Annotated in this window: 13 protein-coding genes; 9 read left to right on the forward strand and 4 right to left on the reverse strand. The window is 47.4% G+C overall.

The window, feature by feature from the left end:
• Positions 1-136 precede the first annotated feature (136 nt).
• The 7 genes from BSHG_RS02905 to BSHG_RS02875 all read left to right on the forward strand — a co-directional run bounded on the left by BSHG_RS02905 (position 137) and on the right by BSHG_RS02875 (position 14,231).
• Entirely contained in the window at positions 137-3,172 is a 3,036-nt protein-coding gene (locus BSHG_RS02905) for an efflux RND transporter permease subunit (protein WP_008661179.1), read from the forward strand.
• A 27-nt stretch (positions 3,173-3,199) separates the two neighbouring features.
• Entirely contained in the window at positions 3,200-4,474 is a 1,275-nt protein-coding gene (locus BSHG_RS02900) for a TolC family protein (RefSeq protein WP_005789589.1), read from the forward strand.
• Between the two features lie 312 nt (positions 4,475-4,786).
• Positions 4,787-5,038 carry a DUF4842 domain-containing protein gene (locus BSHG_RS02895; protein WP_005798912.1) on the forward strand — a complete coding sequence of 84 codons (252 nt, stop codon included), beginning with the start codon at positions 4,787-4,789 and terminating at the stop codon, positions 5,036-5,038.
• 180 nt (positions 5,039-5,218) lie between these two features.
• The gene (gene purL, locus BSHG_RS02890) at positions 5,219-8,923 is read left to right on the forward strand and encodes a phosphoribosylformylglycinamidine synthase (RefSeq protein WP_005814911.1); all 3,705 of its coding nucleotides are present in this window, start codon (positions 5,219-5,221) and stop codon (positions 8,921-8,923) included.
• A 171-nt stretch (positions 8,924-9,094) separates the two neighbouring features.
• The gene (locus tag BSHG_RS02885; protein ID WP_005802805.1) at positions 9,095-13,087 is read left to right on the forward strand and encodes a response regulator; all 3,993 of its coding nucleotides are present in this window, start codon (positions 9,095-9,097) and stop codon (positions 13,085-13,087) included.
• 27 nt (positions 13,088-13,114) lie between these two features.
• Positions 13,115-13,657 (forward strand): chromate transporter, encoded by a 543-nt coding sequence (locus BSHG_RS02880; RefSeq protein ID WP_005789598.1) that lies wholly within the window; start codon positions 13,115-13,117, stop codon positions 13,655-13,657.
• 25 nt (positions 13,658-13,682) lie between these two features.
• Complete coding sequence (locus tag BSHG_RS02875) at positions 13,683-14,231, forward strand: chromate transporter (protein WP_005789600.1); 549 nt, start codon at positions 13,683-13,685, stop codon at positions 14,229-14,231.
• Positions 14,232-14,400: 169 nt separating this feature from the next.
• Here the strand turns inward: BSHG_RS02875 and BSHG_RS02870 are convergent, their stop codons facing one another.
• Positions 14,401-15,909 carry a glycoside hydrolase family 10 protein gene (locus BSHG_RS02870; RefSeq protein WP_008661185.1) on the reverse strand — a complete coding sequence of 503 codons (1,509 nt, stop codon included), beginning with the start codon at positions 15,907-15,909 and terminating at the stop codon, positions 14,401-14,403.
• A gap of 169 nt (positions 15,910-16,078) precedes the next feature.
• On the opposite strand from BSHG_RS02870, the gene uvrA reads away from it, so the two are divergent.
• Positions 16,079-18,856 (forward strand): excinuclease ABC subunit UvrA, encoded by a 2,778-nt coding sequence (uvrA, locus tag BSHG_RS02865; protein ID WP_005802802.1) that lies wholly within the window; start codon positions 16,079-16,081, stop codon positions 18,854-18,856.
• Between the two features lie 168 nt (positions 18,857-19,024).
• Here the strand turns inward: uvrA and BSHG_RS02860 are convergent, their stop codons facing one another.
• The 3 genes from BSHG_RS02860 to BSHG_RS02850 are packed head-to-tail and all read right to left on the reverse strand — an operon-like array spanning position 19,025 to position 21,192.
• Positions 19,025-19,507 (reverse strand): outer membrane beta-barrel protein, encoded by a 483-nt coding sequence (locus tag BSHG_RS02860; RefSeq protein ID WP_005780691.1) that lies wholly within the window; start codon positions 19,505-19,507, stop codon positions 19,025-19,027.
• A gap of 7 nt (positions 19,508-19,514) precedes the next feature.
• The gene (locus BSHG_RS02855; protein WP_005780694.1) at positions 19,515-19,745 is read right to left on the reverse strand and encodes a hypothetical protein; all 231 of its coding nucleotides are present in this window, start codon (positions 19,743-19,745) and stop codon (positions 19,515-19,517) included.
• Between the two features lie 19 nt (positions 19,746-19,764).
• Positions 19,765-21,192, reverse strand: coding sequence for a carbon starvation protein A (locus BSHG_RS02850; RefSeq protein WP_008661190.1), 1,428 nt, complete (start codon positions 21,190-21,192; stop codon positions 19,765-19,767).
• Positions 21,193-21,469: 277 nt separating this feature from the next.
• Between BSHG_RS02850 and BSHG_RS02845 the strand changes: the two genes are divergently transcribed.
• The gene (locus BSHG_RS02845) at positions 21,470-22,990 is read left to right on the forward strand and encodes a glycoside hydrolase family 10 protein (RefSeq protein ID WP_032497493.1); all 1,521 of its coding nucleotides are present in this window, start codon (positions 21,470-21,472) and stop codon (positions 22,988-22,990) included.
• Positions 22,991-23,042: the final 52 nt, after the last annotated feature.

Below are 23,042 nucleotides of genomic sequence, written 5' to 3' on the forward strand. Positions count from 1 at the left end.
CCGTTCAACGCAATAATTAATTTCACCACAGATTACACGGATTAACACAAATTTTTTAATCTTATTATCAATAATATAAATCATTAATCTGTGAAAATCCGTGTAATCTGTGGTGCACTCAAAACCATATACAATCATGAATTTAGCCAAATATTCATTAGACAATACCAAAGTAATCTACTTCTTTCTGGCTGTATTGCTGATCGGAGGAGTCTTCTCCTTCGGCAAACTGGGAAAGAAGGAAGACGCTCCTTTTGTCATCAAATCGGCCGTCATCATGACGCGCTATCCCGGTGCCGAGCCTGCCGAAGTGGAACGGCTGATCACCGAACCCATCTCCCGCGAGATACAAAGTATGAGCGGAGTATACAAAATCAAGTCCGAATCCATGTATGGCATTTCCAAAATCACATTCGAATTGCTCCCTTCGCTACCCGCCTCTTCCATCCCTCAGAAATGGGATGAACTGCGACGCAAGGTACTTAACATACAGCCACAGTTACCCAGCGGCTCTTCGGTACCGACGGTTTCGGACGACTTCGGCGATGTGTTCGGTATTTATTATGGACTGACGGCCGACGACGGATTTAGTTATGAAGAAATGAGAAACTGGGCCGAACGCATCAAGACACAGGTAGTCACTGCCGACGGAGTAATGAAAGTAGCACTCTTCGGCACACAGACCGAAGTGGTAAACATCTCCATCTCCGTGAACAAGCTGGCGGGTATGGGCATCGATCCCAAACAACTGGCCGGCCTGTTGCAATCGCAAAACCAGATTATCAACACCGGAGAGATTACAGCCGGCGAGCAACAGCTACGCGTGGTGGCCAACGGCATGTACACCACAGTGGACGACATCCGGAACCAGGTCATCACCACCCGGGCCGGACAGGTAAAACTGGGAGACATCGCTGTGATAGAGAAAGGATACATGGACCCACCGAGCACCATCATGCGTGTCAACGGTAAACGCGCCATCGGTATCGGTGTATCGACCGACCCGCAACGAGACGTGGTACTGACGGGAGAAATGGTAGACAAGAAACTGGCCGAACTCCTCCCCCTGATGCCCGTAGGACTGAATCTGGAGAGTCTTTATCTCGAAAACGTCATAGCCAAAGAGGCCAATAACGGATTTATCATCAACCTGATAGAATCCATACTGATCGTTATTGTCATCATCATGCTGGTGATGGGAATGCGCGCCGGAGTATTGATCGGCACTTCGCTGGTTTTCTCCATCGGAGGCACACTGCTTATCATGTCATTCATGGGGGTAGGACTCAACCGAACGTCACTTGCGGGATTTATCATTGCCATGGGTATGCTGGTGGACAATGCCATCGTGGTGACGGACAACGCCCAAATAGCCATCGCCCGCGGTGTGGACCGCCGGAAAGCATTGATTGACGGAGCCACCGGCCCGCAATGGGGACTGCTGGGCGCCACATTCATTGCCATCTGTTCGTTCCTGCCGCTCTATCTGGCACCTTCGTCGGTAGCCGAGATCGTGAAGCCGCTCTTTGTCGTACTGGCCATTTCGCTGGGGTTAAGTTGGGTACTGGCACTGACGCAGACCACCGTATTCGGAAACTTCATCCTCAAATCCAAAGCAAAGAATGCCGGCAAAGATCCGTATGACAAACCGTTCTATCACAAGTTCGAAAAAATACTGAGCGTTTTGATTCGGCGGAAAATCGTGACGCTGGGGTCGATGATCGTACTCTTTGTCGTCTCTCTGGTAGTAATGGGAATGATGCCGCAAAACTTCTTCCCGTCTCTGGACAAGCCTTACTTCCGTGCCGACGTGTTCTATCCGGACGGATATGGAGTAAACGATGTGGCCCGGGAAATGAAAAAAGTAGAAGCTCACTTGCTGAAACTGCCGGAAGTGAAGAAAGTATCGATCACCTTCGGAAGCACTCCGTTGCGTTACTATCTGGCATCGACCTCAGTCGGTCCGAAACCGAATTTTGCCAACGTACTGGTAGAACTGAACGACAGCAAGTATACCAAGGAATATGAAGAGAAGTTCGATGTATACATGAAGGCCAACTTCCCGAATGCCATCACCCGTACCAGCCTGTTCAAGCTGTCACCGGCTGTGGACGCGGCCATCGAAATCGGCTTCATCGGTCCCAATGTGGATACGTTGGTAGCACTGACCAACCAGGCATTGGAAATCATGCACCGGAATCCCGACCTTATTAATATACGTAACTCCTGGGGAAACAAAATTCCTATCTGGAAACCAATTTACAGTCCGGAACGGGCACAGCCGTTGGGAGTATCCCGTCAGGGCATGGCACAAAGCATCCAGATCGGGACGAACGGTATGACATTGGGTGAATTCCGCCAGGGAGACCAGGTACTGCCTATCTTATTGAAAGGCAATAGCGTGGCAGATTCCTTCCGCATTAACGACCTGCGCACACTGCCCGTATTCGGCAATGGTCCCGAGACCACCAGTCTGGAACAGGTGGTGTCGGAATTCGATTTCCGATATCGCTTCTCAAACGTGAAAGACTATAACCGGCAGTTGGTGATGATGGCGCAATGTGACCCGCGACGGGGAGTGAACGCCATCGCAGCTTTCAACCAGATATGGTCTCAGGTACAGAAGGAAATCAAGATTCCGGAAGGCTACACCTTGAAATACTTTGGTGAACAGGAGAGTCAGGTGGAATCGAACGAAGCTTTGGCAAAGAATCTGCCGCTGACCTTCTTCCTGATGTTTACCACCCTGCTGCTGTTGTTCAAGACGTATCGCAAGCCGACAGTCATCCTGCTGATGCTTCCACTGATATTCATCGGCATCGTATTGGGATTACTGCTGTTGGGCAAATCGTTCGATTTCTTCGCCATTCTCGGCTTGTTGGGACTGATCGGTATGAATATCAAAAACGCCATTGTACTGGTAGACCAGATCGACATCGAAAATCAATCGGGACTCGATCCGCGCAAAGCGGTGATCAAAGCAACGATCAGCCGTATCGTGCCGGTAGCCATGGCTTCGGGTACAACAATCCTGGGTATGCTTCCGTTGCTGTTCGACGCCATGTTCGGCGGAATGGCGGCTACCATCATGGGCGGACTGCTCGTAGCTTCGGCACTGACCCTGTTCGTGCTTCCGGTAGCCTATTGCGCCATTCACAGGATTAAGGGATAAAGAAACGAATTAAAAATCTAAAAGTATATGATGAAGAATAAACTTATACTTCTATTTGCATTGGGACTCTGTGCGCAAGTGCAGGCACAAGTCCCGCATCTGAGCCGTGAGACATACCGTGAACGTGTGGAAGCCTATAGCCAGGTGCTGAAACAGCAACATCTGAAATCGATGGCAAGCACGGACGCACGGAAAATAGCCTTTACGGGATTTCTGCCCAAAGTGGACATCTCTGCCGAAGGAACACTGAACCTGAAAGAGATGGATTCATGGGACGGACCGGCCGGACAATATCGTAATCACACGTACCAAGGCATATTCGTCGTGTCGCAGCCACTATATACCGGAGGTGCCCTGCAGGCCCAGAACCGCATAGCCAAAGCCGACGAAAAACTCGACCAGCTGAGCGAAGAACTGACACGTGACCAAATCCACTACCAGAGCGATGCCTTCTATTGGAATGCTTCTTCGGCCCGTGCCATGCTCAATGCTTCGGCCCAATATCAGGAGATCGTTGAAAAACAATATGAAATCATCCAGGATCGCTTCAAAGACGGTGCTATCAGCCGCACAGACCTGTTGATGATTTCGACACGCCGCAAAGAGGCCGAACTTCAATACATCAATGCACGCCAGAACTATACGCTGGCTTTGCAAAAGCTTAATATCCTGATGGGAGAAGAGCCTAACGCACCTGTAGACAGCCTTTGCGCCATCGGTGTCGTATGCCCGCCTGTCACCTTGCTTCCATTGGATGATGTGCTGCAACGCCGGGCCGATTTCGCCAGCACAGAAGTCAACATACAGAAGAGCGAAGCCCAACGAAAAGCAGCCTTGAGCCAATACAATCCGCAAGTAAGCATGTACGTCACCGGCGGATGGGCAACAGCCTCTCCCAATATGGGATATGACGTGAAGTTTACTCCCATTGTGGGAATGAGCGTAAATATCCCCGTATTGCGCTGGGGAGCAAGATTCAAGACCAACCGGCAGCAGAAGGCTTACACAGGTATCCAAAAACTACAGCAAAGTTACGTAGTAGACCAGATCAACCAGGAACTGGCAGCCGCACTGACCAAGCTCAAAGAGACGGAAGAGCAGGTAAAGACAGCTGAGGAAAACAAAGAACTGGCTGAGGAAAACCTGGACCTGATCACCTTCTCTTATAATGAAGGAAAGGCAAGTATGGTCGATGTACTGTCGGCGCAGCTTTCGTGGACACAGGCACACACCAGCCTGATCAACGCTTATCTGGCGGAAAAAATGGCAGTAGCGGAATACCGCAAGGTCATCAGCGAATAAACAGAAGCTTCATTCTATACAAACAGAGGCTCAATTCCGGGTGAATTGAGCCTCTGTTTGTTGTATAGGAAGGCTCTGTTCCATCCAATCAAAGGAGAAAAAGTTGTTCATTTTATCCACATTCCAATATAGACAATCAATATTTTATATAAAATATAATACAAAAAGGGTATAATATACAACTTTTATCGTATATTTGCTGTCACAAACAGAATGAATGACTAATTCTAAACACGAAAAGAATGAAAGCTACGCATTGGATGATGTACACCCTACTGGGAATCACGCTTCTTTTAACCGCGTGTGTTGACGATGACAAATTCATACGCCGGCGAGGCAGGCGGCAATATGCGTACCGATATTAAATATTGCAGTACTGACAACTTTGTGTGGGGTATAAAAATTCCTGTCGCCATCCCGCATCCCATCGAGAAGATAGACATCATGCAGGTCTACAGCAAGTTCAGGAGTTGGATCACCGAACCGAACCATTCGGATCCAAGCAGTCCGGACTTCAATGAAAACTGGTTCAAATATTATGATACATCGAAAGTAATAGGATAAGCTATCAGACAGACTATTTCCTGTTTTCACATAGGTATTTGTTTGATTTGTTTTTCAGCCTACCCGGTCATTCCCCCCTTGACCCGTGGTAGGCTGAAGTTTTTTTATAGTATTTCCTTCTCACCACCAACGAATTTGCTTATCTTTGCACGCAAAGAAAACAAAATCGTATATACACACATGATTCTTTTTTTCAGAACCCCTTCTAAGAGCGTGATTGCCGTAGAGAGCAACCACGAACTTAACGCGAACGACAACAACAAACTCTGCTGGCTTTTTGGTGAAGCCATGCCGGAAAGTGAAGAAAACCTGCAAGGCTGCTTCGTCGGGCCACGACGTGAGATGATTACTCCATGGAGTACCAACGCAGTAGAAATAACCCAGAACATGGGACTCGACGGCATCAGCCGCATCGAGGAATATTTCCCCGTAAAAGATGAAAATGCAGACCATGATCCCATGCTGCAACGCATGTACAAAGGTCTTAACCAAAATGTATTCACTACCAACCGCCAGCCGGAAGCTATTATTTATATCGACGATCTGGAAGCCTACAATGAAAAAGAAGGCCTTGCCCTGTCAAAAGAAGAAATGGACTACCTGAAAAAGGTAGAATCTGATTTAGGACGTCGCCTGACTGATTCTGAAGTATTCGGATTCGCACAAATCAACTCGGAGCATTGCCGTCACAAAATCTTTGGCGGAACGTTTATCATCGATGGCGTAGAACAGGAGTCTTCTCTCTTTCAGATGATCAAAAAGACGACTCAGGAGAACCCCAATAAAATTATCTCGGCCTATAAAGATAATGTGGCTTTTGCCGAAGGTCCGGTAGTCGAACAATTCGCTCCGGCAGATCACTCTAAGCCCGACTTCTTCCGGATAAAGGACATCAAGAGTGTTATTTCACTAAAAGCGGAAACTCACAACTTCCCTACTACCGTAGAACCTTTCAACGGCGCATCTACCGGTACCGGTGGTGAAATCCGCGACCGTATGGGAGGAGGTAAAGGTTCATGGCCCATTGCCGGAACTGCTGTTTACATGACTTCTTACCCGCGCACCGAAGAAGGACGCGAATGGGAAGACATCTTGCCGGTACGCAAATGGTTGTATCAGACTCCGGAACAGATCCTGATCAAGGCATCCAACGGAGCAAGTGACTTCGGCAACAAGTTTGGCCAACCGCTGATCTGTGGTTCGGTACTAACTTTTGAACATACAGAAAACAACGAAACTTATGCCTACGACAAAGTGATCATGCTTGCCGGTGGTGTAGGTTACGGCACACAACGCGACTGTTTAAAAGGACAGCCGGAAGCCGGCAACAAAGTAGTGGTCATCGGTGGCGACAATTACCGCATCGGATTGGGCGGTGGTTCTGTTTCATCGGTTGATACAGGTCGCTACAGCAGCGGAATCGAGCTGAATGCCGTACAACGTGCCAATGCAGAAATGCAGAAACGTGCCAACAACGTGGTTCGTGCTCTTTGCGAAGAGGATGAAAATCCGGTGGTATCGATTCATGACCACGGTTCGGCCGGACACGTCAACTGTCTGTCTGAGTTGGTAGAAGAATGTGGCGGCCTGATCGATATGAGCAAATTGCCTATCGGCGACAAAACGCTGTCGGCTAAAGAAATTATAGCAAACGAAAGTCAGGAGCGCATGGGACTCCTTATTAAAGAGGAAGCCATTGAACACGTACGCCAAATTGCCGAACGTGAACGCGCTCCGATGTATGTAGTAGGCGAAACAACCGGCGACCATCGTTTTGCGTTCCAGCAAGCGGACGGTGTGCGTCCGTTCGATTTGGCTGTGGACCAGATGTTCGGTTCTTCTCCCAAGACCTACATGATAGACAAAACCGTAGAACGTCACTATACAATGCCGGAATATGAAACATCTAAACTTCACGAATACCTGACTCAGGTGTTGCAATTGGAAGCAGTAGCTTGTAAAGACTGGCTGACCAATAAAGTAGACCGTTCCGTTACCGGTAAAGTAGCCCGTCAGCAATGTCAGGGCGAGATTCAATTGCCATTGAGCGATTGTGGAGTAGTAGCATTGGATTATCGTGGCGAAAAAGGTATCGCTACTTCTATCGGACATGCCCCTCAGGCTGCATTGGCCGATCCGGCGGCAGGTTCTATTCTTTCTGTATCCGAAGCACTGACCAATTTGGTATGGGCTCCGCTGGCCGAAGGTTTGGACAGTGTATCACTCTCCGCCAACTGGATGTGGCCATGCCGCTCACAGGAAGGAGAAGACGCACGCCTCTACACAGCTGTAAAAGCCTTAAGTGACTTCTGCTGTGCACTTCAGATCAATGTACCTACCGGAAAGGACTCTTTGTCCATGACCCAGAAATATCCGAACGGAGAAAAAGTTGTTTCTCCCGGAACAGTTATCGTATCAGCAGGCGGTGAAGTCTCGGACATAAAGAAAGTGGTCTCTCCGGTACTCGTCAACGATGCAAAAACCACACTTTACCATATCGACTTCAGTTTCGACAACCTCAAACTGGGCGGTTCGGCTTTCGCACAGTCATTGGGTAAAGTCGGTAGCGAAGTACCTTGTGTACAGGATGCCGAATACTTCCGTGATGCTTTTCTGGCAGTACAAGAGTTGGTAAATAAAGGACTGATCCTTGCCGGACACGACATCTCAGCTGGTGGTCTGATCACGACTCTGCTCGAAATGTGCTTTGCCAACGTAGAAGGCGGTCTGGAAATCAGCCTTGATAAAATGAAAGAGACAGATATCGTGAAGATTCTGTTCGCCGAAAATCCGGGTATCGTTATTCAGATCAGCGACAAGCATAAGGACGAAGTGAAGAAAATCCTTGAAGATGCAGGTGTCGGTTTCATTAAATTGGGTAAACCGACAGACGAACGCCATATCTTGGTAAACAAAGAGGGTGCTACTTATCAGTTCGGCATTGACTATATGCGTGATGTATGGTATTCTTCTTCTTACCTGCTCGACCGTAAACAGTCAATGAACGGATGTGCTAAGAAGCGTTTTGAGAACTACAAGATGCAACCGCTCGAATTTGCGTTCATGCCGGGATTCAAAGGAAAACTTTCACAGTATGGCATCACTCCCGAACGTCGCACACCGAGCGGTATACGTGCCGCCATCATCCGCGAGAAAGGAACCAACGGTGAGCGCGAAATGGCTTACTCACTCTATTTGGCAGGTTTCGATGTAAAAGACGTGACCATGACCGACCTTATCAGCGGACGTGAGACACTGGAAGATGTAAATATGATTGTTTATTGCGGCGGTTTCTCCAACTCGGACGTGTTGGGTTCTGCCAAAGGATGGGCCGGAGGATTCCTGTTCAACCCGAAAGCAAAAGAGGCTCTTGATAAATTCTATGCCCGCGAAGACACCCTGTCATTAGGTATCTGTAACGGTTGTCAGTTGATGATGGAACTGGGATTGGTAAATCCGGAACACGAGAAGAAAGGAAAGATGTTGCACAACGAATCACATAAGTTCGAATCGACTTTCGTCGGTGTCACCATCCCGACTAACCGTAGTGTCATGTTCGGTTCACTGAGTGGCAGCAAACTGGGTATTTGGGTAGCACACGGAGAAGGAAAATTCTCTCTGCCATACGATGAAGACCAATACAACGTAGTTGCTAAATACTCTTATGATGAATACCCGGGCAATCCGAACGGATCGGATTATTCAATAGCCGCTCTGGCCAGTGCAGACGGACGCCATCTGGCCATGATGCCTCACCTGGAACGTGCTATCTTCCCGTGGCAAAATGCCTGTTATCCTGCCGACCGTGTACACAACGACCAGGTAACTCCTTGGATCGAAGCCTTCGTTAATGCACGTAAGTGGGTAGAAGAAAAGAAAAAATAATAAGATAAATAATGATGATAAAGGGCGGACCTACAGATAGGTTCGCCCTTTTTTGTCATTCGTCAACCGTAACAAATCCTTTCCTAAAGTTTGCACTTCTCCACTCTTTTTATTAATTTTGTAAAATCATTCGCCCCCCGAAAGAAAAATCATTAAAGGATTCCAGCTTGTATGAAAAAAATTCTTTTTCTTCTGCTCTTATTGCCTCTTATGGTCTCTGCACAAACTTACAAATATATCGGTGTAGAGGATGGGTTAAGCAACCGGAGGGTATATTACATCCAAAAAGATAAAAAGGGTTATATGTGGTTTCTGACCCACGAAGGTGTGGACAGATATGATGGCAAAGAGTTCAAACGATATAAATTAATGGATGACGGTGAAGAACTCAATTCACTGCTTAACTTGAATTGGCTATATCTGGACCACGAGAGCACCTTGTGGGAAATAGGAAAGAAAGGAAAAGTGTTTCGTTACGACCCGTTACGAGATCAGTTCACGCTGGTCTACAAACTACCAGAAGAGAAAATCAAAGACCGCCCCGCTCCCATCAGTTACAGCTTCATCGATCGGAATAACAACATCTGGCTGTGTAACGAGGAGACTCTCTATTTATATAATACCCATACACTACAGACCCTCCAGATCAAGAACGAAATCGGAGAAGACATCACTGATATCGAACAGATAGACGATACTCACTTCTTTATCGGTACGGAACAAGGTATCCATCATGCGGAGTTGAAGAATCAAGGGCTACATTTGCTTCCTTGCGACAAACTGGATAATCTTCCGATACAAATCAATGAACTTTATTTCCACCGTCCCTCACGTAAACTATTCATCGGGACGTTTGAACGCGGTATTTATGTCTATGACATGAATACCAAACAAAGCACTCAGCCCCATATGAGCCTGACCGACGTCAGCATCACGCGAATAAAGCCGTTGAATAATAAAGAACTGCTTGTCGCTACAGACGGTGCTGGAGTGTATAAGATAAACATAAACTCTTATCTGACCACCCCTTATATCGTTGCCGATTACAACCAGTACAATGAAATGAACGGTAACAACATCTCTGACTTTTACGTAGACGATGAACAACGTATCTGGCTCGCCAATTATCCAATCGGTATCACGGTACGCAATAACCGCCATTCAAGCTATAACTGGATAAAACATTCTATCGGTAACAAACAATCACTTATTAACGACCAGGTAAATTCTATTATTGAGGACAGTGAAAGAGATTTGTGGTATGCCACCAATAACGGAATCAGTTATTACAATTCCGAAACCGGAGTATGGCATTCGTTCATGAGTTCTTTTGAAAAGAACGGAGGCAACAAGAATCACATATTCGTTACACTATGCGAGGTAGAGCCGGGAATTATCTGGGCTGCCGGATATAGTTCGGGCATCTATCAAATAAACAAACGGACCTTATCTGTCGAGTATATCACTCCATCTTCACTGTATGGAGTCAACATCCGGCCGGATAAGTACATCCGTTCGATCATAAAAACAGCTGATGGAGACATCTGGTCGGGAGGCTACTACAACCTGAAACGCATCGATTTTCATAAAAAGACTCTTCGCTTATACCCCAAGCTGAACTCGATAACTTCCATCCTGGAAAAAGACAGTAAGCAGATGTGGATAGGTACGGCCACAGGACTCTACTTATTAGAGAAAGAATCCGGTAAGTACCAACGTATCGAACTTCCTGTAGAATCAATGTATATTTATTCTCTGTACCAAGCACGGAACGGGCTTCTTTACATCGGAACAAGTGGCTCCGGATTATTGATATACGACCCAGAAAAGAGAACTTTCACCCACTACCACAGAGACAACTGCGCGTTGATTTCCAATAACATATATACCATTCTTTCGGATACCGACGATGACATTATCATGAGTACCGAAAATGGGCTCAGCAGTTATTATCCGGCAGAAAAATTGTTCCATAACTGGACCAAAGATCAAGGACTAATGGCCAGCCATTTCAATGCCGGCTCAGGTACATTGCGTAAAAACGGTAACTTTATATTCGGCAGCTCAGACGGTGCCATCGAGTTTAACAAGGAGATGAAGATACCCAGGAAGTACAGTTCTAAAATGGTACTCAGTGATCTGACAATTTTTTATCAAACGGTCTACCCCGGTGACGAAAACTCCCCGTTAAGTACGGATATCGATGATACCAAAGAACTGGAACTCAGTTATAGCCAAAATATCTTTTCGCTGAAAGTGTCCTCCATCAACTACGATTATCCGTCGAATATTCTATATTCATGGAAGCTGGAAGGATTTTACGACCAGTGGAGCCGTCCCGGAAATGAAAACATCATCCGTTTCACCAATCTGAGTCCGGGAGAGTATACCCTTCATATCCGTGCGGTCTCTAACGAAGATAAACGTATCGTACTCGAAGAACGTACCATGAAAATCAGTATTGCCCAACCCATTTGGCTCAGTTTCTGGGCCATGCTGGTCTATGCGATCGTACTGGCAGTAATTGCCATCATTACTCTCCGCATCATTATTTTGAGAAAACAAAGAAAAGTATCGGACGAGAAAATCCATTTCTTCATCAACACGGCGCATGACATCCGTACTCCGCTGACATTGATCAAGGCACCGCTCGAAGAGATACGCGAACGGGAAGCGTTAACAAAAGATGGCATCAGCAACATGAATACGGCACTGCGAAATGTAAATGCCCTACTGCGTCTGACCACCAACCTGATCAACTTTGAACGGGCAGACGTATATTCGTCAGAACTTTATATTTCGGAATATGAACTGAATACCTATCTGACGGAGACTTTCAACGCATTCCGTCCATACGCAAGCGTGAAGCATATTAACTTCACCTACGAAAGCAATTTCCGTTACCTGAATGTATGGATTGACAAAGAGAAGATGGATTCAATCCTGAAAAATATCATCTCGAATGCCTTGAAATATACACCGGAGAACGGTAGCGTACATATTTATGCTTCGGAGACCAATGACAGTTGGAATGTAGAGGTAAACGATACAGGTATCGGAATACCTGCCAATGAGCAGAAGAAGTTATTTAAAATACATTTCCGGGGTAGCAATGCGATCAACTCTAAAGTAACCGGAAGTGGTATCGGACTCATGCTTGTATGGAAACTGGTTCATCTGCACAAAGGTAAAATCAATCTGAGCAGCGTGGAACATCAGGGATCGTCTATCAAAGTAAGTTTTCCGAAGGACAGTAAGCACTTTCATAAAGCACACCTGGCAACCCGTACCCGTGAACTCAGCACAGAGCAAGTGCCACACGTGTCTCCGGCCGAGATTTATGAAAAGGCGAAAAAGCAACACGACCAGAACCTGCAACGCCTGTTGATCGTTGAGGACAATGATGAACTGCGGAATTATCTGACTCATACATTATCGGATAATTACACCATTCAGACATGTTCCAACGGTAAGGAAGCACTGACGATCGTAAAAGAGTACATGCCCGAACTGATTATTTCGGATATCATGATGCCGGAAATGCGGGGAGACGAGTTGTGCGCCGCCATTAAAAACGATATCGAAACCTCGCACATCCCCATCATCCTGCTTACAGCACTGAATGACGAAAAGAATATCCTGGAAGGGCTGAAAATAGGAGCAGACGAATATATCGTGAAACCATTCAACATTGGTATCTTGAAAGCAACTATTGCTAACTTGCTGACAAACCGTGCATTATTGAAAAGCAAGTATGCCAATCTTGAAGTCAGCGAGGAAGAGGAGGTATCTCCAAACTGTGCTACAGATCTCGATTGGAAATTCATCGCTACGGTCAAGAAGAGTGTTGAAGAGAACATAGACAATCCGGCATTCAATGTAGATGTACTCTGCAATCTGTTGAACATGAGCCGCACAAGTTTCTATAATAAACTGAAAGCACTGACCGATCAGGCCCCTGCTGACTATATCAGATTAATCCGCCTGAAACGGGCGGCGGCATTATTAAAGACCGGTCAGCACTCTGTCACCGAAATATCCGAACTGACGGGATTCAACGATGTCAAATACTTCCGGGAAGTGTTTAAGAAACATTTCAAAGTGAGCCCCAGCAAATATTGTAAAGAGGGCGGAAAAGAGGATGTAGAGGAACAACAAGAATAAGAAAAGAGAATAAGAACAATACGTTAAATGAATATTTATCTTGAAGCATTCGGCATCTTTTTCAAGATTGGTGCCTTCACTATCGGAGGCGGCTATGCTATGGTGCCTCTGATCGAAAACGAAATCGTAACCAAACGGAACTGGATTTCCAAGGATGACTTTATCGATCTGCTTGCCATAGCCCAATCCGCCCCGGGCATTCTTGCCGTAAACATTTCGATCTTTATAGGATACAAGCTACGCGGCATACGGGGAAGCCTTGTCACCGCTCTTGGGACGGTACTTCCGTCATTCGTCATCATATTGGCCATTGCCATGTTTTTTCATAACTTCAAAGACAACCCCATTGTAGAACGAATCTTCAAAGGGATACGTCCTGCTGTAGTCGCACTGATTGCAGCACCCACTTTCAGCATGGCAAAGTCTGCCAAAGTCAATCGATATACCCTCTGGATTCCGGTTGTCTCCGCCCTGCTCATTTGGTTATTGGGCTTCTCTCCCATCTGGATTATTATCGCGGCAGGTGTAGGTGGCTTCTGCTGGGGAAAATGGAAACAGTCACATCCCTAATCATTCACATTTACATTGAAACATTATGATTTACCTGCAACTCTTTTATACATTCTTCAAAATCGGATTATTTGGCTTCGGAGGCGGATATGCCATGCTCTCGATGATTCAGGGAGAAGTGGTGACACGCTATGATTGGGTAAGTACTCAAGAGTTCACCGATATTGTAGCTATCAGCCAGTCTACTCCCGGTCCCATCGGTATCAACGCCGCTACCTATGTCGGCTTTACGGCTACAGGCAGTATCTGGGGATCTGTCATCGCCACCTTTGCGGTAGTGTTGCCGTCATTTATCCTGATGTTGACCATCAGTAAGTTCTTCCTGAAATATCAGAAACATCCTGCCGTAGAGGCTGTGTTCAGCGGACTCCGCCCTGCAGTGGTAGGATTATTGGCATCGGCTGCTCTGGTCTTGATGAATGTGGAAAACTTCGGTTCGCCCACAGACGATACTTATACTTTTGTCATCAGCATCATTATTTTCCTGGTAGCCTTTATAGGAACAAAAAAATATCACGCTAACCCGATTCTGATGATTATCGCCTGCGGAATAGCCGGACTGATCTTATACTAGGGAAATCTCACTGCGGAACACAAGGGAATGTGTTGATATTCGTATTTACCACAGATTACACGGATTTACACAGAACGAATTTAATCTACTGTAACCAATAATATTTATCTGTATTAATCCGTGTAATCTGTGGTGAAGATGACACATCCCCTCATCTTTTGTAATACATTTACAGTTTCACTTTCTTACTTACCGATTTCGATTCATTGTGCAGACGGTCAAGTGCTGTCACAACATAGCGGTATTTGTTTTTCCCATCCTTGTAAGGGAGCTTATAGAAATTGTTACGGGTAACGGCAACAATATACGAAGCATCGTCAATGTTCACTTTTTCTTTATCATCAAAACGATAAACAACGTATTGCACAGCACGATCCATCTCATCTTTAGCTTTCGGAGCAGTCCAGAATAACATGTAACCATCTTCCGTCCATACTTTTTTCACTTTACGGACTTTACCCGGTGCTTTATCATCCATAAAGTCGAAAACGGGAACCAAAGCAGGATACTTATGATACTCCTGCACAAGTGCATCCCGATATTTTCCGGCATTCTCTACCACAGCGCTCGCCGGCCACTGACAACTGCCACCGATGGTCTGATAAGCTCTTTCCAAAGCCATCTTGCGAGGCAGCTGATTCATGGAAGGATTCTTCGGATCGGCATTCTGAATCGTATTCATCACAGACTGGCCAATGAACAAAGGACGGTTCTCCGTATTCTTTGCCCACCATTTCACCAGGGTTTCATAATCGGCGGCAGGATGCCCTATCTGCCAGTATATCTGCGGAATATTATAATCGACCCAACCATTGCGCGCCCAAAGCAATACATCCGCATACAGATCGTCATAGTTCTGCAGGCCGTTGGTCTTGCTTCCGAGCGGATCGTTCTTTTCGTTACGGTAGATACCAAACGGACTAATACCGAACTTCACCCAAGGCTTCAAGCCACGAATAGTCTCGTGTATCTTCTGAATCAATATATTAACATTGCTCCGGCGCCAGTCGGCACGATTGGTGAACCCTCCGCCGTAACGGGCAAAGCTTGCGTCATCCGGAAAGTCCATGCCTTTTGCCGGATAAGGATAGAAATAATCATCCATATGAATAGCGTCTACATCGTAACGCGAAACAATGTCCGCCACCACCATGCAAATATGACGACGACTTTCGGGCAATGCCGGATCAAAAAAGAGTTGATTATTGTAAGTGACAAACCATTCCGGATGGATATTATACAGGTGATTGGGCGACAGCTCACTCTTCAGTGATGTCTTCACCCGATAAGGATTGATCCACGCATGGAACTCCATTCCCCGTTTATGGCACTCGTCGATCATGAACTGCATCGGATCCCAGTAGGGCGAAGGCGCCTGCCCCTGCACTCCGGTTAGGAAACGGCTCCACGGTTCCAATTGTGAAGCATATAAAGCATCTGCCTCCGGACGCACCTGGAATATGATCGCATTGATGCCTGCCCCCTGCAAAGAGTTAAGCTGATCGATAAGTGTTTGTTTTAACTTCTCAGTAGGAATACCACGGAACTGCCCATTAACAGCCTGTATCCACGCTCCGCGAAATTCTCTTTTCGGATAAGGGCTTTGTTGTTGTATTTGTGCCCCCACTCCTGTTGCAAGAAAGAGAGCTAAAAGAAGAATCAGTTTTCTCAGGTTCATAATTGGTTTTCATAAAAATGTGGTGCAAAGATACAATTTTGCTCCTCATTTGCAACGGTTAAGCAAGCAATTCAATCTTCGCAAGTGTTTTTAAGATAAAAGTTCCTTCCACTGTTAGGTTAAACGTTGCTGACTCACTATCTTTGCAGTCCAAGTAACGAAAACGCTTATGACTGATAGTAAATACATCTCTATAAAAGGGGCCAGAGTCAACAATCTGAAGAATATTGACGTAAACATTCCCCGCAACAAACTGGTGGTGATCACCGGTCTTTCCGGTTCCGGAAAATCATCGCTCGCTTTCGACACCCTCTATGCCGAGGGACAGCGTCGCTACGTGGAAAGCCTCAGTAGCTATGCCCGCCAGTTTCTGGGCCGAATGAGCAAACCCGAATGTGACTTTATCAAAGGCATTCCGCCCGCCATTGCCATCGAACAGAAAGTGAACAGCCGTAACCCGCGTTCCACCGTAGGTACCTCGACCGAAATTTACGAATACCTGCGCCTGCTTTATGCACGTGTGGGCAAAACCTACAGTCCCGTCAGCGGAGAGGAAGTGAAGAAGCACTCCATCGAAGACATTGTAAACTGCATGCTCTCTTATCCGGAAGGGACCCGCTATACCGTGCTGACACAGATTTACCTGCATGACGGACGCACGCTCGAACAACAGTTGGAGATCGACCGGAAGCAAGGTTTCAACCGTCTTGAAGTAAACGGCGAGATGGTGCGTATCGACGAATATGCTGCCGGCAAAGAAGACGTGGTATACCTGCTCGTCGACCGAATGACGGCAGCAAAATCCAAGGATGCCATCAGTCGCCTGACCGACTCTGCCGAAACAGCCATGTACGAAGGCGACGGCATGTGTATGCTTCGCTTTTATCAGCCGGACGGAACGACCCGGTTGCATACTTTCAGTACCAAATTCGAAGCTGACGGTATGACGTTCGAAGAACCGAACGACCAGATGTTCTCGTTCAACTCCCCGATCGGTGCCTGTCCCGTATGTGAAGGATTCGGTAAAGTGATCGGTATCGACGAGCACTTGGTGGTGCCTAACCGTTCTTTGTCCGTCTACGACGGAGCCATTGTCTGTTGGCGGGGCGAAAAGATGGGAGAATGGCGCGAAGAGCTGATCCACAATGCCGAAAAATTCAACTTCCCGATCTTTACTCCTTACTACGAGCTAACCGACGAACAGCGCCGGGTGTTGTGGGAAGGAAACCAATACTTCCATGGCATCAACGACTTCTTCAAGATGCTCGAGGAGAATCAGTATAAGATTCAATACCGTGTGATGCTGGCACGCTATCGCGGAAAGACGCTTTGCCCGAAATGCCACGGCACCCGTCTGAAACCCGAAGCGGGATACGTCCGCGTGGGTGGAAAGAACATTTCCGAACTGGTAGACCTGCCTATCACCGAATTGCAAAAATTCTTCGACTCGCTCACGCTGAACGAACACGACCAGGCCGTAGCCCGTCGTATCCTGACGGAAATCAACAGCCGCATCCGGTTCCTGATTGATGTGGGTCTGGGCTATCTCACACTGAACCGCCTCAGCAATTCGTTGTCGGGCGGAGAAAGCCAGCGCATCAACCTGGCCACTTCGTTGGGAAGCAGCTTGGTGGGCAGCCTTTACATCCTCGACGAACCGAGTATCGGACTCCACAGTCGGGATACCGACCGATTGGTTCATGTGCTCCGCCAACTCCAGCAGTTGGGCAACACGGTCGTGGTGGTAGAGCACGACGAAGAAATCATCCGTGCCGCAGACTACATCATCGACATCGGTCCGAATGCCGGACGACTGGGCGGACAGGTAGTATACGAGGGTGACATGAAAGATTTAAAGAAAGGCAGCAACAGTTATACGGTGAAATACCTGCTGGGCGAAGAGACCATTCCCGTGCCGGAACACCGTCGTCCATGGAACAACTATATCGAAATAAAAGGTGCCCGTGAAAACAACTTGAAAGGTGTGGACGCCCGCTTCCCACTTAATGTGATGACGGTAGTGACGGGTGTTAGCGGTTCGGGAAAGAGCACACTGGTACGCGACATTTTTTACCGCGCGCTGAAACGCGAACTGGACGAATGCAGCGAGCGTCCTGGAGAATTTGTGTCCATTGAAGGCGACCTGCGCAATCTGCGCAATGTGGAGTTTGTCGATCAAAATCCCATCGGCAAGTCTTCCCGCTCCAATCCGGTGACCTACATCAAAGCATACGACGAAATCCGCAAGCTCTGGGCTGACCAGCCGCTCGCCAAACAAATGGGATATACCGCAGGACATTTCAGCTTCAACAACGAGGGTGGGCGTTGCGAAGAGTGTAAAGGTGACGGAACCATCACAGTGGAAATGCAATTCATGGCCGACCTGGTGCTGGAGTGTGAATCATGCCACGGAAAACGTTTCAAGGCCGATACACTCGAAGTGAAATTCCAGGATAAAAATATCTATGACGTACTGGAAATGACAGTCAACCAAGCTATTGAATTCTTTACGAAACACGGACAGAAGAAGGTTGTGAAGAAACTGATCCCCTTGCAGGATGTCGGTTTGGGATATATCAAACTGGGGCAATCTTCATCTACCCTGTCAGGAGGAGAGAACCAGCGCGTGAAACTGGCTTACTATCTGAGTCAGGAGAAAGCAGACCCGACGCTGTTTATCTTCGACGAACCTACTACGGGATTGCACTTTCACGATATACGCAAGTTGCTCGATGCATTCGACGCACTGATCCGACGCGGACACTCCATCGTAATCATCGAGCACAACATGGATGTCATAAAATGTGCCGATTACGTGATAGACCTCGGACCGGAAGGCGGAGATAAGGGCGGCAATATTGTGGCAACCGGAACGCCGGAAGAGGTGGCTGCCTGTGCGGCAAGTTATACGGGACAATTCCTGCAGGAGAAACTGAACCACTTGTAAAACAAGCAAGGGTTCTCTAATCAATTTTATCGGGAACTCACCACAAAGGGGCTGTCAAAAGTCTTTTCACCACAGAATACACAGATTATCAATATGGATAATCAATGACTTAAAATTCACCCTGTGTTACTCTGTGCCCTCTGTGGTGAGTTCCTTTTAAAAGAAAAATCAGAAGTAGAATCCGAAACCTACTTTCAGTCCGAACTTCGACAAATCACTGTCTTTGAAACTCAAATCATAATAGACAGCCGGTTCGATGGTAACAGTCCGTGTCAGGAAAAACGCATAGCCAGCCTCCGCACCGAAGGCAAAGTCGGTCGTGTCTCCTACTTTCCAGTTATAGCGATTCATCTTCAATCCGGCTCCGAGATAAATGCCGCATTTGTCGAAATAATATCTTCCACCCACACCCAGTGTGTACTTATCTTCCGGTTTGCTCCAATTGGCTCCGGCCGTGAGCATCAGTGCCACATTATCCACCAGGAAAGCACCGCCTTGCGCCTGCAACCCGAACTGGGTTTTCTCAGACTTGCTGTACGAAAGTCCAAGTCCCGTCACCGAGGGATTCACAATCCACTTTCCTTTCTCAAACTGTGCCTGTGCCGTCACTGAAACGACAAGCAGACATACGATCCACATTAATTTCTTCATAACGTTTCTACTTTTTCAGGTTATTCATATGTTCTTCCTCCCGGCGGCGCTGCTGCATCTGTTCTTTTTTTCTCAGCACCAGCCAGAGAACCAGAACAATGACATACGAAGCAGCCAGGGTGAGATATTTCTCTGTGTCGCTCACCTCATGATTGCGAGGCAGCAGATAAGCCGCTGTCGCAGATACATAGATCAGCAAGGCGACAGTAACCCAGGTTGACTTTTTTACTTTCTTCATCTTTATACGAATATCGAGTTTATTTTTTATACGAGTATCCAATCCCTTTTTTCCAAACAATAAACCAAACGGCTCCAATCAGTGTACAAAGCCCTCCTGTCACATACGAAACCCAATGTGACAATCCTAATCCTTCGGGGGCGATGCAGATATAAGTGGAACAGACATCTGTCATAAACAGAGCGGGAACCAATGTCAAACCATACCACTTGCGGGCACGCGCCAAGTAGACTGTGATGGCCCAGAGAGTAAAGACCGATAAGGTCTGGTTGGCCCAGGCAAAATAGCGCCAGATCATGTCGAACCCGTCTTTATCACGCAAACTGTAAAGCAACAGCCCGATGGCGACAATGAACATCGGCACACAAATATACAAACGGCGACGAATGCTTTTTTGTTCCAGTTTCAGAAAATCGGCTACGATCAGACGTGCCGAACGAAACGCGGTGTCGCCCGATGTAATAGGCGCCGCAATCACTCCCAGAATGGCAAGCACCCCACCTACCGCACCGAGCCAATCTTTCGTTATAGCGTCTACAATGACAGAGGCATTGTTCTCTTCCATACCGTGTTCACGATAAAAATAAGTCGCGGCGGCAGCCCAGATCAGCGCCACAATGCCCTCGGTAATCATGGCACCGTAAAAGACAGGACGTCCATGACGCTCAGAAGTCATGCAACGTGCCATCAGGGGACTTTGCGTAGCATGAAATCCGGAGATGGCTCCACAGGCGATACTGACAAACATAATCGGGAAAATAGGTAACACGGCTGCTTCCGGATTAGTATTCTGTAATCCGTCCCACAACTCCGGGATGACCGGATGATGAACATAAAGCATCACCAGGATACCCACCGCCATAAACAACAAAGCTGCAGCGAACAAGGGATATATCTTTCCGATGATTTTATCGACCGGAAGCAGAGTGGCAAGAATATAATAGATGAACACCACAATGATCCAGAAAGTAGTGTCGAGACTGTCGGGAGTCAACTTCGCCAGCAGTCCTGCCGGTCCCGCCACAAAGACCGCACCTACCAGAATCATCAGGACAACGGTAAAACCCCGCATCACCTGCTTGGTAGTCATCCCCAGAAAACGGCCGACAATTTCAGGCAAGCTCTCACCACCGTTACGCAGAGAGAGCATTCCGGCGAAATAATCGTGCGTGGCACCAGCAAAGATACTTCCCAATACAATCCACAGATAGGAAGCAGTACCGAACTTCGCTCCCATAATAGCTCCGAAGATAGGACCGAGACCGGCTATGTTTAAAAATTGAATCATGAAGATTTTCCAGGTAGGAAGGGGAATATAATCCACTCCGTCGGCATGTGTCAGTGCCGGGGTCTTTCGGTCGTCGGGGCCAAAGACACGCTCCACCAACCGTCCGTAAATAAAGTAACCTGCAATCAGAGCCAGCAGGCAAATCGTAAATGTAATCATGGCGTGTTGAATTGTTAATCAGCGCAAATGTAACATAATCTAAGGAAACTACACAACTTTACGAAGGGTTTTGCTAACTTTGCAAGCCTTCCGCTCACCGCGGAAGGCAGTTTAGAAGACGTTTCACCACAGATTACACGGATTAACACAGATTCATACGAATTCATACGGATTGATACGGATTGATACGGATTCTTTAACCGGATTCTCAATGAAATAAATTATCAATCTGTGTTAATCCGTGTAATCTGTGGTGAACATCAAAACCATTAGATTTATGAATACCATCTATAAAAGCCATAACGACTCTTTCTCAGTGAAAAAGAGAGCCGGAAGAGGAACATCCCTCCTCTTTCTTTTTCTCCTCTCCTTACTTCCGCTCCATGCGCAGACCTCCCCGAAACACGAGGTACGGGCTGCCTGGATAACTGCGGTCTACGGACTGGACTGGCCACGCACCAAAGCAACCACTCCTGCAGGTATCCGGCGACAGAAAGAAGAACTGATCGATATCCTCGACCGCTTGAAAGAGGCCAACTTCAATACGGTACTTTTCCAGACTCGTACCCGTGGTGATGTGCTTTATCGTTCGGACATCGAACCCTTCAACTCCATACTGACAGGAAAAACCGGAGGCGATCCCGGATACGATCCGTTGGCCTTCGCCGTTGAAGAGTGCCACAAACGAGGCATGGAATGCCATGCCTGGATGGTGACCATCCCCTTGGGAGGCAAAAAACATGTGGCCTCACTTGGCAAGCAATCGGTGACCAGGCGTGAGCGTGACATCTGCGTGCCTTACAAAAATGAATATTTCCTTAACCCCGGACATCCCGCCACCAAGGAATATCTAATGAAACTGGTACGTGAGGTAGTCAGCCGTTACGATGTGGACGGAGTGCACTTCGACTATCTCCGCTATCCGGAAAACGCCCCGCGCTTTCCGGACAGTTACGACTTCCGCCGCTACGGCAAAGGACGCACGCTGGCACAATGGCGCCGGGACAACCTGACCGACATTGTACGCTACATCTACAACGGTGTAAAAGCCATGAAGCCTTGGGTGAAGGTGAGCACCTGCCCGGTAGGAAAATACCGTGACACCTCACGCTACTCCTCTAAAGGCTGGAATGCCTTCTTCACTGTCTATCAGGATCCGCAAGGCTGGCTGGGCGAAGGCATCCAGGACCAGATCTACCCGATGATGTATTTCCGGGGCAACGGTTTTTATCCGTTTGCCCTCGACTGGCAGGAACAAAGCAACGGACGCCACATCGTCCCCGGACTCGGTATCTACTTCCTCCACCCCGACGAAGGTAACTGGACCACCGAAGAGGTGGAACGCCAAATGCACTTCATCCGCTCCAACCGGCTGGCAGGCGAAGCGCACTACCGGGTAAAGTATCTGATGGACAACACCCAAGGGGTATACGACCTCCTGCTGGATCATTTCTATCAATATCCGGCACTACAACCGCCGATGCCGTGGATTGACAACGTCTCCCCCACCGCCCCTTCAGCATTGAAGGCTGTCTCCGCCGGCGACGGATATACCCGTCTCAACTGGAAAGCCGCTACGGACAATGACAAGCAGAATGCTCCCATGTACGTGGTCTACGCATCGGACACGTATCCGGTAGATATCACGAATCCGGAAAATATCCTCGTGCAGAATCTGCGGGATACGCACTACATATATGCTCCCATCCTCCCATGGACAGCCAGGAAGTATTTTGCCGTCACGGCTGTGGACCGCTGTGGAAATGAAAGTAAGGCAGCTCAACAAGAAGAAAAATAACCATCTTTTCTTATTTATATCATTAATATAGTATCTTTGTGAAATAGACGAA

It is taken from the genome of Bacteroides sp. 3_2_5, assembly GCF_000159855.2.
GTDB lineage: Bacteria > Bacteroidota > Bacteroidia > Bacteroidales > Bacteroidaceae > Bacteroides > Bacteroides fragilis.